14 protein-coding genes are annotated in these 12,682 nt (G+C 34.8%); 11 read left to right on the top strand and 3 right to left on the bottom strand.

Features of this window, described 5'->3' with window-relative positions:
* Window positions 1-26 precede the first annotated feature (26 nt).
* Together ACFWDE_RS21330 and ACFWDE_RS21335 are read left to right on the top strand one after the other, a co-directional pair.
* On the top strand, window positions 27-677 hold the full coding sequence (locus ACFWDE_RS21330; protein WP_078173167.1) for a DsbA family oxidoreductase: 651 nt from the start codon (window positions 27-29) through the stop codon (window positions 675-677).
* A gap of 73 nt (window positions 678-750) precedes the next feature.
* On the top strand, window positions 751-1,353 hold the full coding sequence (locus tag ACFWDE_RS21335; RefSeq protein WP_002064868.1) for a nitroreductase family protein: 603 nt from the start codon (window positions 751-753) through the stop codon (window positions 1,351-1,353).
* Between the two features lie 228 nt (window positions 1,354-1,581).
* Here the strand turns inward: ACFWDE_RS21335 and ACFWDE_RS21340 are convergent, their stop codons facing one another.
* Complete coding sequence (locus ACFWDE_RS21340; RefSeq protein WP_377894541.1) at window positions 1,582-2,001, bottom strand: GNAT family N-acetyltransferase; 420 nt, start codon at window positions 1,999-2,001, stop codon at window positions 1,582-1,584.
* A gap of 207 nt (window positions 2,002-2,208) precedes the next feature.
* On the opposite strand from ACFWDE_RS21340, the gene ACFWDE_RS21345 reads away from it, so the two are divergent.
* Both ACFWDE_RS21345 and ACFWDE_RS21350 read left to right on the top strand, forming a co-directional pair.
* Window positions 2,209-2,343, top strand: coding sequence for a hypothetical protein (locus ACFWDE_RS21345; RefSeq protein ID WP_002064871.1), 135 nt, complete (start codon window positions 2,209-2,211; stop codon window positions 2,341-2,343).
* A gap of 286 nt (window positions 2,344-2,629) precedes the next feature.
* Window positions 2,630-3,649: an AI-2E family transporter gene (locus tag ACFWDE_RS21350; RefSeq protein WP_002148743.1), complete on the top strand. Its 1,020-nt coding sequence runs from the start codon at window positions 2,630-2,632 to the stop codon at window positions 3,647-3,649.
* A 46-nt stretch (window positions 3,650-3,695) separates the two neighbouring features.
* Here ACFWDE_RS21350 and ACFWDE_RS21355 read toward each other — a convergent pair whose 3' ends face one another.
* Together ACFWDE_RS21355 and ACFWDE_RS21360 are read right to left on the bottom strand one after the other, a co-directional pair.
* Window positions 3,696-3,980, bottom strand: coding sequence for a YesK family protein (locus tag ACFWDE_RS21355; RefSeq protein ID WP_377894542.1), 285 nt, complete (start codon window positions 3,978-3,980; stop codon window positions 3,696-3,698).
* 112 nt (window positions 3,981-4,092) lie between these two features.
* The gene (locus ACFWDE_RS21360) at window positions 4,093-5,037 is read right to left on the bottom strand and encodes an L-lactate dehydrogenase (protein WP_002012312.1); all 945 of its coding nucleotides are present in this window, start codon (window positions 5,035-5,037) and stop codon (window positions 4,093-4,095) included.
* Between the two features lie 200 nt (window positions 5,038-5,237).
* Here ACFWDE_RS21360 and ACFWDE_RS21365 point away from each other — a divergent pair, with 200 nt between their 5' ends.
* The 7 genes from ACFWDE_RS21365 (at window position 5,238) to ACFWDE_RS21395 (ending at window position 12,645) form a co-directional block, all read left to right on the top strand.
* Window positions 5,238-6,686: a flavin monoamine oxidase family protein gene (locus ACFWDE_RS21365; RefSeq protein ID WP_377894543.1), complete on the top strand. Its 1,449-nt coding sequence runs from the start codon at window positions 5,238-5,240 to the stop codon at window positions 6,684-6,686.
* 104 nt (window positions 6,687-6,790) lie between these two features.
* On the top strand, window positions 6,791-7,708 hold the full coding sequence (locus tag ACFWDE_RS21370; protein ID WP_377894545.1) for a CobW family GTP-binding protein: 918 nt from the start codon (window positions 6,791-6,793) through the stop codon (window positions 7,706-7,708).
* Window positions 7,709-7,993: 285 nt separating this feature from the next.
* Entirely contained in the window at window positions 7,994-9,211 is a 1,218-nt protein-coding gene (locus tag ACFWDE_RS21375; RefSeq protein ID WP_377894547.1) for a substrate-binding domain-containing protein, read from the top strand.
* 92 nt (window positions 9,212-9,303) lie between these two features.
* Window positions 9,304-10,077: an ABC transporter ATP-binding protein gene (locus ACFWDE_RS21380; RefSeq protein ID WP_002135736.1), complete on the top strand. Its 774-nt coding sequence runs from the start codon at window positions 9,304-9,306 to the stop codon at window positions 10,075-10,077.
* Window positions 10,055-10,759 (top strand): branched-chain amino acid ABC transporter ATP-binding protein, encoded by a 705-nt coding sequence (locus ACFWDE_RS21385; RefSeq protein ID WP_002200863.1) that lies wholly within the window; start codon window positions 10,055-10,057, stop codon window positions 10,757-10,759. The genes ACFWDE_RS21380 and ACFWDE_RS21385 overlap by 23 nt, the downstream gene beginning before the upstream one ends.
* 22 nt (window positions 10,760-10,781) lie before the next feature.
* Window positions 10,782-11,642, top strand: a complete 861-nt coding sequence (locus ACFWDE_RS21390; RefSeq protein WP_377894548.1) for a branched-chain amino acid ABC transporter permease — start codon at window positions 10,782-10,784, stop codon at window positions 11,640-11,642.
* A gap of 49 nt (window positions 11,643-11,691) precedes the next feature.
* A complete protein-coding gene (locus ACFWDE_RS21395; RefSeq protein WP_377894574.1) occupies window positions 11,692-12,645 on the top strand; it encodes a branched-chain amino acid ABC transporter permease in 954 nt (317 codons plus the stop codon).
* The last annotated feature ends 37 nt before the right edge of the window (window positions 12,646-12,682 follow it).

Genomic DNA, 12,682 nt, shown 5'->3' on the forward strand with positions numbered 1-12,682 from the left:
TAAAAAGAAGGTAAGGTGCAAATAATATGGCTGTGAAAATGAAAGTATACTCAGATTTTATATGTCCGTTTTGCTTTTTAGCAAAAGGTCCATTAGATGAAGTAGCGAAAGAGAAAGATGTGGAAATTGAATGGATGCCATTTGAATTGCGTCCAAGTCCATATTCTAAAATAGATCCTTGGAACGAGCCAGATAAGTTGGGTTCATGGGATTCTTTCATTCTTCCTACTGCAAAAAAATTAGGGGTTGAAATGCGTCTGCCACGTGTTTCACCGCATCCATATACACATTTAGCTTTTGAAGGATGTGAATTTGCGAAAGAACGTGGACTAGGAAATGAGTATCATCACCGCGTATTCACCGCATTTTTCCAAGAAGAACAAAACATTGAAGATATTGATGTGTTAACAAAACTAGCGGTAGAAGTAGGGCTTCCTGAAGCTGAATTTAAAGATGCTTTAGTAACTCGAAAATATAAAGAAAAACATCAAGAAGCAATTCAGCATGCATATGATGAAGCGAATATTATGGCGGTACCAACTGTCATGATTGGTGATGAAGTCATTCAAGGGCTTGCTAGTAAAGAAACGTTACAAAGAGTAATTGATAAAGAAATCGAAAAGGATAAAACAAATTCATTTGAAGGTATGCAATGTAATACGGATGGATATTGCTAATTCGTTTTGCATGAAAGAATCAAGTTGATTTGTTTAAATAAAAATAATAAAACATATATTTGGAGGAATTAAAATGTCAGCAACTACAACAAACTTAAAAGAAGCAATCGTGAACCGTCGTTCAATTCGTAAAGTAACAAAAAGCGATGCAATTACGAAAGAAAGAATTGAAGAAGTTTTAAAAACAGCTTTACATGCACCAACATCTTTCAATATGCAAAGTGGCCGTATGGTCGTATTAATGGATGGAGAGCATGAAAAATTTTGGGATATCGTAAAAGAAACGCTTAGATCACGCGTACCAGCAGAAAACTTTGAAGCGACTGTAGAAAGACTAAAAGGCTTCCATGCAGGTGTAGGAACAGTACTATTCTTTGAAGATCAAGCAACAGTAGAAAAAATGCAAGAAAATGCACCATTATATAAAGATCAGTTCCCATTCTGGTCTCATCAAGGAAATGCAATGTTACAACATACTGTATGGATGCTATTATCTGCTGAAGGAATTGGAGCGTCATTACAACATTACAATCCAATCGTAGATGCTGAAGTGAAAGCAACTTGGAACATACCAGCAGAGTGGAGCTTAGTAGGACAAATGCCATTTGGTGAGCCAAATGAACAACCAGGGGAAAGAACATTCTTACCTACTGAAGATGTAGTGAAATTTTATTAAGAAATACAATTCAAGATCAAAATTAAAAAAAGTTAGATAAATGAAAGGACAGTACATATTAGTCAAATATAATATGTACTGTCCTTTCTTATTTAATATTCACGCCCGATTTGGGAAAATCTTATTGAAGATAAGTATCCTTTTAGCTTAATAATGAAAGGGTTACTGCGAGAACAATTCCTATAATATTGATGGATGTCTTCTCCTACAATTAAAAATCTATTATGTTTATTTTGTCGAAATGACAGTAAACATCCCAGTCATGTTTGGTGAGTAATCTTTAAAATCATATTTTTCATAGAAAGATTCTTTACCTTGTGATGCAAACAAACCGACAAACGCCTTATCAGGGGCATTCTGATTTAAGTATTCAACCAAAATATGCATTATTTCTTTCCCAATACCATTTTTCTGATAATCTGGATGAACCACTATATCTTGAATATAGAAGTAGATAGCCCCATCACCAACAATTCTCCCCATGCCCACAATTTGTTCATTATCCTTGACTGTGATGCAATGAATAGAATTCTTCAGTGATGTTGCCACCACTTCAAAATTCATATAATTAGTCCATCCAACAGACTCGCACAAATATTTGTACTCTTCCAATGTTGGAATGCTATTTTTAAACTCATATTTCTTCAAAATGTATCCTCCAAGTTCTCAATTTCAACAAATAAATAAATTCGACATTTTTTTATCTATTCCTCTTATGCAACTAAACTCCCTTTAGCTATTGAACATAATACCCTCTGTTTAGTCTATTTAATTTAGTACAGCTTATTTGTGTTAATTTATAAGAGTTTAGGGAAGAAATATAAGAAATGATCTGGTGAAAAAGGGAGTGGAAATATGAGTGATGCGAAAAAATATACAGTGGTAGGTACTGATGTCGAGGAAGTAAAACGTTTAAACAGAAATTCAGGGTTAACGTATAACCAAGTGAAGGAATTGTTAGCGAAGCAATTGCAAAAAAGAAATGATTAGATTGAAATAATTAAGCTTTCATTTAGCATTTTTCTAGAGAGAGTTAAGTAATAGATAACTCTCTTTTTTCAATATGAAAAATCTACTAAGGAGCAACAGTTTAAAAATAGACGTTCTCCTAAAATATAGAGTGGAAAAATAGTTTTTAGAAAAGTATTAGATGAAAAATCAGACATAAAAAAAGAAAAAAAGGATTCTTCCTAATTAGTAAGAAAGATTGTCTATAGAAGTTCATAAAATGTAATATATCCAATTTCCATCCATTGAAGGGGGAGGTTAATTTTTAATGAATGAAGTGAAAAATTTCTTTCGAAGTAGAGGGTTTCAACGGTTTCTCGTTTTAATAATATTAGTGCTTGTATTGTATGGATTAAAAAGTATGATTAATTTAATATTAATTACGTTTATTCTCACGTTTTTGATGGATCGATTTCAAAAGTTTATCTCGAAAAAATTGAAAGTAAATAGGAAAGTGGTTATTGCTGGTTTATATATTGTGTTAGTGACGTTTATTGTAACTACACTATATAAATATTTACCTGTACTAACGATACAAATTTCACAATTAATTTATCAATTTAAATTGTTTTTTCAAAACCCACCTGATAACGAGATAATTAAATATGCACTTTCAACAATTAATGGTATGGAAGTATCGAAATACATCGAACAAGGTGTAGATGTCATTTATCAATCGATAGCAAACATAGGAAAAGTTAGTTTACAAATACTACTTTCTCTTATTTTAAGCTTATTTTTCTTATTAGAAAAAGAACGCATTATAGCATTTACTTCGAAATTTAAAGATAGTAAGCTGAAAATTTTTTATGAGGAGATTGCATATTTCGGTGAAAGGTTTGCAAGATCGTTCGGAAAAGTGATTGAAGCACAGTTTTTAATTGCGGTTGTAAATTGTGTGCTCACTGTAATTGCACTTGTCATTTTAGGATTTCCACAGCTTCTTGTATTGGCTGTCATGGTCTTTCTACTCGGTTTGATTCCAGTTGCTGGTGTTATTATTTCCTTGTTTCCACTTTGTATAATTGCCTATAACGTCGGCGGGGTTATGTATGTTGTATACATACTAGTGTTCATTACAGTGATTCACGCTCTTGAAAGTTATTTTTTAAATCCAAAATTTATGTCTGCAAAAACGAATTTGCCAGTATTTTATACATTTATGATTCTTATCTTTTCAGAGCATTTCCTCGGAATATGGGGGCTTATTATCGGAATACCAATCTTTATCTTTTTATTAGATGTACTTGATGTAAATAATGATGAACCGATTAAAGACAATAAATGATAGAAAATGACCGATGTTTTCTCTTGATGAAAACATCGGTCATTTATTATTTTTTCTTTGGCGGAGGTAGCTTAATGAAGGTATTTGCAATTAAAGCTATAATAACAGCAGCAAAAATAAACAATGCAATTACGCCAACTCCCATACCTGCCCATCCGCCTATAAGGAAGATACTTATCGGTATTGCTAACAAGCTTAAAATAATTAGAATCAATCCGAGATTCTTATCATATTTTTTAGTTGGAAATAGCGTTCTGATGATTAAGAAGAGGAAAAGTATTAAGGATGCTACAGCTAGCAAGAGGATTGCAATTGTCCAAGAACCATTCATGAAATCACTCCTTTTTATAGATAATATTACCGTTTAAATTGAGGGGGAACTATAAAAATATAAAAAAGCAATCCAATATAAATCGGATTGCTTTTTTGATTGAAAAATATGATTAAAGAACAGGGGCCATTGTTTCTTTCAATACTTGAACAGAGTGATCGAATTTTAATTCTTCCTCTTCACTTAGTTCAACTTCTAAAATTTCACGAACACCGCCGCGGTTTAAAACAGCAGGTACGCCGATATAAACATCTTGTTGGCCGTATTGACCTTCAAGATATGCTGATACAGTTAATACGCTGTTTTCATTGCTTAAGATTGCTTTCGTAACACGTAAAAGTGACATGCCGATGCCGTAGTATGTAGCACCTTTTCGTTCAATAATGTGATAAGCTGCATCACGAACGTTTACGAAAATATCATCTAAATCTTTTTGGTTATATGTGTTGTCTTTTTCAAGAAGCGTTTGTAGTTTTTGAATACCAATTGATACGTGACTCCACACCGGAAGTTCTGTATCACCGTGCTCTCCGATAATATAAGCGTGAATGTTATGAGGTCCAATATCGAAGTACTCACCTAACATATAGCGGAAACGAGCAGAATCAAGAGTTGTACCAGAACCGATTACGCGTTCTTTCGGTAATCCAGATTCTTTCCAAGTTACGTAAGTTAAAATATCTACAGGGTTTGTTGCAATTAAGAAGATACCGTCAAAGCCGCTATCCATAATGCTCCGAACAATTTGCTTGAAAATTTTAGCGTTTTTCTCAACTAAATCTAAGCGTGTTTCACCTGGCTTTTGTGGTAATCCAGCTGTAATTACAACAAGATCTGCGTCTTTACAATCTTCATAACTACCTTTCCAAACCTTTGTTGGAGCAGGTGCGAAAGGAACGGCATGGCTTAAGTCCATTGCTTCTCCTTCAGCTTTTGCTTCATTTACATCAACTAAAACAAATTCTTCAGCTACAGCTTGGTTAATCATACAGTAAGCATAACTACATCCAACTGCTCCTGTTCCTACTAATACAACACGGTTAATACCTTTTTTCATTTCAAAATTCCTCGCTATTTCATAAATTTTATTATGTAAGATAATACGTCTTACTTCTATAGTTTCATATCTATTTTATTACATTTTATAAAAGATATTCAAGTGATTGAAAATGTATCCACTCAATTACTTGAATGAAACATAGGAATTCTGCTAAACGAATATAATTCAGTAAAATCCTTCGTAAAAGGGGAATTGGCATGGGGAATCCATTATCGATGGAAAAAATGCTTCAAATTATTCATGAAGGGCTTGCCAAAACGAATAACCCCAAACAAATTACAGTTGCCGGTGCAGGGATATCTGGATTAGTTGCAGCATCTTTATTAAAAGAGGCTGGGCACGAGGTAACGATTATAGAAGCAAATAACAGAATAGGTGGCAGGGTGTATACGATTCGTGAACCATTTAGCGCAGGATTATATTTTAACGCAGGTCCTATGCGTATTCCGGATACTCATGATTTAACTTTAGCCTATATTCGTAAATTTAAACTACCGTTAAATCTTTTTATTAATAAAACTTCTTCAGATATAATTTATACGAATAACATTAAAACGAGATTGAATGTGTTTGAAAATGATCCAAGTGTACTTGAATATCCGCTTTTGGATAAAGAAAGAGGAAAAACGGCAGAAGAGCTAATGCTTGAGGTATTAGAACCAATACTAAATTATATTAAGAAGGACCCTAATAAAAACTGGCTTATCGTTGAAAAAAAGTATAAAACGTATTCGCTCGGTGCATTTTTAACCGAGTATTATTCAGATGGAGCAATAGATATGATCGGAGTACTTCTTGATATGGAAGCATATATGGGAATGTCTTTAATTGAAGTATTACGAGAAATGATTTTTTTTACTTCAACGGCGAAATATTACGAGATAACGGGCGGGATGGATGCATTACCAAATTCATTTTTGCCGCAGCTAAAGGATAATATTTTTATGTCCTATAAAGTAGAAAAAATAATACAAGAAGATAATAAAGTAATGATGCAAGTAACACATGAACAAACGTTAAATTCATTTATAGTAACTGGTGACATCGCTATTGTCACAATTCCATTTTCAGCTTTGCGATTTGTAGAAGTCCAGCCATATCATTTATTCTCTTATTATAAAAGGCGGGCGATTCGTGAATTAAATTATATTGCAGCGACTAAAATTGCGATAGAGTTCAAAAGTAGATTTTGGGAAAGAGTGGGGCAGTGTGGTGGGAAATCTATTACGGATTTACCGATACGTTTTACATATTATCCGAGCTATGGCATTCAGTCACCAGGGGCAGCTATCGTTATAGCAAGCTATACGTGGGCAGATGAAGCGTTAACGTGGGATAGTCTCACGTATAGAGATCGTATTCGTTATGCATTGAAAAATTTAGCGCAAATTTATGGGAATGTGGTCTATAGTGAGTTTATTACAGGGGAATCTTTTAGCTGGAGTAAGAATCCGTATTCTTGCGGAGCATTTACAGCTTTTGAACCAGGGCAAGAGCTTGAATTATTTCCATATATTACGCCGCCAGCTGGCAGGGTGCACTTTGCAGGAGAACATACGACGTTAACACATGGATGGATGCAAGGAGCGATTGAGTCTGGAATTAGAGTTGCTCATGAAGTGAATGAAAATGAAACGATAATCTAGCAGTTTTGTTTACAAATAGGTATTCTTTTAATAAAATGATAAGTATAAATCGTAATAATTACGCTTTGAAGAAATTTGAAGTAGAGAAATGGATGGTCGGTCGAATGAGTAAAGTAGAAATTCATATATTAGGTGGTTTTTTAGGTAGTGGAAAATCAACATTGCTGCAAAATTTATTATTAGCAGAAAAGAAGAAAAATCGAAAAGTTGCCGTGTTAATGAATGAAATCGGTGAATACTCGGTAGATACAGATATTATTGGAAAAGAGAATGTGTTAAGGGAACTTCTGAAAGGATGTATTTGTTGTACGTTGAAAGAAGAGCTTGAAATACAATTACATTCTTTATATCAACAAGAAAGACCAGATGTAATTTATATAGAAACAACAGGTGTCGCACATCCAATTGAAGTGTTAGATGCATGTGTATCACCAATTTTAGCTCCTTTCCTTGAAGTGAAATCCATAGTAGTCGTATTAGATGCAGTAAGATGGTTAAACCGAAGTATATTAAGTGCAAATGTACAACAGCTATTACATGAGCAAATGAAATATGGAAGTCATATTCTTATTAACAAATCAGATTTATTAACAGATGAAGATAAGAGAAAAGTATTTGAAGATGTAAAAGCAATAAATAATCATGCGAAATTGTTTGAAACAAAGTATTGTAATATATCTTTAAATGATATAGAAGAAGCTGAATTTGCGAGTGGTGGAGAACATGAGACACTTCATGTTAAACAGCATTTACATATACAAACAATGACGTATCAATTTACGAAATCGATTGATCAAGACAAATTATATGAATGGCTTTCGAATTTACCAGATAGTATTTATCGTGTGAAAGGTTTTGTGAAATTCCATGGAGATAAATACCCTCACCTATTCCAATATTCATTTGGGGTACCGACTTTATTGGAACAAGACTTCGGTTACCCGACAAACTTGGTAGTAATAGGGGAAGGGTTAGATAAGAAGCAATTGGTTGAGGGGTTAGAGAAAGTCGAAAAAAATTAATCATTTTTTTAGGTAAGCTGCAAATAATTGACTTAATGAATTAAGTTAATTATTTGCAGCTTTTTGCGTGATGATTACTGTAATGAAACAGTAATTTCATTTGAACAACGGAATATATATTGATTGTATGTCCGTTTCCATTTAATAGGAAGGTGATTATAGATTTGTGCCGAATGTAGAGGTTACTACAAGAGTTTTCCATTACCAATTTTAAAGACATGATTACAGACAAGGGAATTTGTCGTGTTTGATTCTATCAGAAAGTAAAGTATGGGGAGGATCACAATGTCGATGAAAAAACGTAAATGGCAAAGAACGGTGGTTACTGGTTGTGTTTTAGGGTCGTTATTAGTAACAGCAGCTTGTTCAGGAAAGAAGACAAGTACAGAAGATGAAAAAACGATTAAGGTAGGGGTTCTTGCTTCGTTAACAGGTCCACTAGAATCGTATGGAAAACAAACGGTAAATGGATTTGAATTAGGGTTAGACTATGCAACTGGTGGAACAGGAAAAGTAGAAGGAAAGAAGATTAAGTTTGTTGTAGAAGATACGGAAACGAAAGCAGATGTAGCGGTTAAGAAGGCTACGAAATTATTAGAAGAAGAGAAAGTTGACTTTTTAGTCGGATCATCTAGTTCAAGTGATACATTAGCAGTTTTACCACTAGCTGAAGAGTATAAAAAGATTATGGTTGTAGAACCGGCAGTTGCTGATAGTATTACCGGGAAGAACTGGAATAAATATATTTTTAGAACAGGAAGAAACTCTTCGCAAGATGCGATTGCTGGGGCTGCCTCAATTGCTAAAAAAGATGTAAAGATTGCGACGTTTGCTCCAGATAATGCTTTCGGTCGTGAAGGAATTGCAGCATTTAAAGCGGGAGCGAAGAAATTAGGGGCGAATATTGTAAACGAGCAATACGCAGATACAAATTCAACTGATTTCACTGCAAATATTCAAAATATTATTAGCTCAAAACCGGATTATTTATTTATCGTTTGGGCAGGTGCGAATTCACCGTGGAAACAGTTGAAAGATATGAATGTGGAAGCACAAGGTATTAAAATTTCTACTGGTGCACCTGATATACCAGCATTAAAAACGATGGATGCGCTAATAGGAATGCAAGGGTTTTCCGTTTATTATCACTCACTTCCAAAGAATAAGGTGAACGATTGGCTAGTAGAAGAACATAAAAAACGTTTTAATGGTGCTGTTCCAGATCTGTTTACAGCAGGAGGAATGTCAGCGGCAATTTCTATCGTCGAAGCTGTAAAGAAAACGAAGAGCGATACAGATGTAGATACACTTATTAAGAAAATGGAAGGGATGGAATTTGAGACACCGAAAGGAAAGATGAAATTTAGAGAGAAGGATCATCAAGCATTACAAACTCTATATTCTATAACGCTGAAAAAGCAAGATGGTGTTGATTATCCAGTACCGGTGTTAGAGAGAGAATTAACGATGAAGGAGACAGAACCGTCAATTCAGAGTAAATAGACTGAATTTTCTGTTGTTTTTTCGTATAAAGAGGGGACACCCTCTTTATACTTATTTCTTTCATAAACATGGCTTTCAGTGGGAGGGATTTCATGACACATTTGTTAGAGACGAAAAATCTTTGTGTATCTTTTGGGGATCATCATGTTATTAAGGATGTTAATTTAACGGTACAAAAAGGAAAGCTCATTTCAATTATTGGACCGAATGGTGCTGGAAAGACAACACTATTCAATTTACTAAGTGGGCAAATTTCTCCGACGAAAGGTGAAGTTTATTTTAAAGGGCAGGATATTACAAAATTATCAATTTCAGATCGAACGCGCTTGGGGATTGGTCGCTCTTTTCAGTTGACAAATATTTTTCCAGAGCTAACAGTACTTGAAAATGTGCGTCTAAGTGTGCAATCGTTTGTTCAGGATTATTACAGTTTCTTTCCGAATGCAGCCAAGTTAAAGCAGCAAACTGGAGAAGCGAGACGTCTTTTGAAGACAGTACTCCTTCACGAGAAAGGGGACGTATTAGCTAAAGACTTAGCTCACGGAGAAAAAAGAAAGTTAGAGCTTGCTATGTTGTTAGCATTAAAGACAGATGTATTACTACTAGATGAGCCGACGGCAGGTATTTCAGTTGAGGAAGTTCCGGCTATATTACAAGTAATCGAAAATATTAAAAAGAATCCAGAGAGCACAATCGTACTTATCGAACACAAAATGGATATGGTGCTAGATTTGTCAGATCATCTTATCGTTTTATTTCATGGCGAGTTATTGGCTGAAGGATTGCCGGAAGAAATGATGAAAGACGAGCGAGTACAAAGTGCTTATTTAGGGGGATTATATAGTGGCACTACTACAAGTGAATAATATAGAGACGTATTTAGATCAGTTTCATATTTTACAAGGAGTGTCCCTTTCGGTTGAGAAGGGAACGATTACAGTATTGTTTGGAAGAAATGGAGCTGGAAAAACAACAACATTGCGCTCAGTTATGGGGTTTCACCGGATAGCAAATGGAGAAGTTTATTATGATAACACAAAAGTAAATGGATTATCTACACATTTAATTTCCAGAAAAGGTATAGGTTATGTACCAGAAAATCAAGGTATTTTTCATGATTTAACAGTAGAAGAGACATTCGCACTTGCTAGGGGGAAAAATGGGGAAGAAGCTGAAGAGAAGATAGAATGGATGCTCGAACTATTTCCAGATTTAAAGCAATTTTGGTATAAAAAAAGTGGGCTATTAAGTGGGGGACAAAAACAAATGCTGGCAATTTCAAGAGCATTTATTAATAGTGATGGACTATTGCTTATTGACGAGCCGAGTAAAGGGCTATCTCCAATTATGATAGAAAAATTAATGGTAGCTATTTTGAAAATGAAGGAAAAAACGACTGTTTTACTTGTTGAACAAAATTTTATGATGGCTAGTCAAATCGGTGATTATTTTTACATTATGGATAATGGGCGTATTGTGCATAACGGTTTCATGGAGGAACTGCGAGAGGATAAGGAAACATGTCATAAATATTTAGGTATTTCTTAACATTGATACGGGGGGATAGAACGTGGATGTGCTAATTAACTTATTTGTAAACGGCGTTTCGACAGGGATGCTTATTTTTTTATTAGCGTCTGGTCTATCGCTTATTTTCGGTTTAATGAGCGTACTAAATTTTGCGCATGGCGGTTTATTTGCATGGGGAGCATTTACAGGCGTTTGGTTATTTAATATGACAGATAGTTATTTATTAGCGCTAATTGGCGCAGTCGCTATGGGTATGTTTCTTGGTTTCATTTTAGAAAGATTTCTTATTAGACCAGTGTATGGAAACCATGTTCGGCAGCTTCTCGTTACACTCGGAGGAATGCTCGTTCTTAGCGAGTGCATCAAAATATTTTGGGGCCCTAATCCAATTGCTGCAAAATTACCGTTATGGCTTCAAGGAAGTTTTACATTTGGAGGAGTTATCTTAATAAAATATCGCCTATTCGTTATTTTAGTTGGGATACTAATTTACATCGCTTTACTATTGCTGCTGAAAAAAACAAAGATAGGACTCATGATTCGCGCTGGTGTAATGGATAAAGAGATGGTTCAAGCTCTCGGAATTAACGTAAAAGCGATATTCTCGTTTGTTTTTTTATTAGGAGCAGGGATGGCGGCGTTAGGTGGTTTTCTACTAGCACCATATTCAGGAGTTATTTTCGCTGAGATGGGTATGCAGTATGCAATTTTAGCCTTTATAGTAGTTATCATTGGAGGATTAGGTAGCGTACAAGGTTCAGCGCTCGCTTCTTTAATCGTCGGATTAGCCGGTGCTTTTACAGCGTATTATGTGCCAGATTTATCTCTTGCAATCAATATGTTAATGTTACTATTTTTCTTAATAGTGAAGCCAACGGGACTCGTTGGTGAAAAGGGGTGACATGGTGAACAGCATATCGGGTCGAATTAAAGTATACTTCGGAGTATTTATGCTCATTTGTTTAAGTGTATTTCCATTCGTAAATGATTCACGGAGCTTGTTAATTTTGTTTACTCAAATCTTCATCTTTGCTATTTTCGCTATGAGTTTTGATGTTCTCCTTGGATATACAGGTATTGTTTCATTCGGTCATTGTATGTTCTTTGGTATAGGGGCGTATGGGGTGGCACTCTTGTTTGATCGGCAAGGAGTATCCATAATGAACTTTTTCATAGGAATAGTAGCCGCAATTATTGTATCAGCCATCGTTAGTTATATAATCGGTATGCTTTCATTACGCTTGAAAAGTCATTTTTATGCAATGTTAACGCTCGCTATTTCTCAGCTGTTTTTTGTACTTGCTGAAAAATGGCGTTCGCTGACACACGGAGGAGATGGATTTACATTTCGTGTACCAGATATATTCCGTGATCGTTTTACATTTTATTATATAACATTTATATGTCTAATCGTCATTTTCATCTTGTTACGTCTTTTCACAAAGTCTTCAATTGGAAAAGTATTAAAGGCCATTTCACAAAATGAACAACGTGTTGAAGCACTTGGATATAAAGTTCTTCATTATAAAATTATCGCAAGTGTAGTGGCAGGAGTAGTAGCGGCAATTAGCGGTGGTTTATTCGTTATCACATTGCGTTTTGTAAATACGACGGTATTTTCAATTGAAATGACGCTAAACGCATTATTGATGACAATGATCGGGGGAGTAGGAACGTTAATCGGAGCAATTGCTGGAGCTGGGATTATTGAATCACTGAAATACTATTTATCAGAACTGGCAACGGAATATCCGATTTTTGAAAGATGGACGATTATTCTAGGGTTATTATATATTATCGTTCTACTAGTTTTTCCGAAAGGATTAGTTGGAACGATTAAGAAGTTGAAAAATTTTAAAAGGGGTAAGAAGGAGAAGAGTGCAGGAGTGGAGCAAAACGTGTGAAAAATCGATAGAAGAGAATGTAAGTGGAGTAAGAAAA

Source organism: Bacillus sp. NPDC060175 (assembly GCF_042728695.1).
Classification (GTDB): domain Bacteria; phylum Bacillota; class Bacilli; order Bacillales; family Bacillaceae_G; genus Bacillus_A.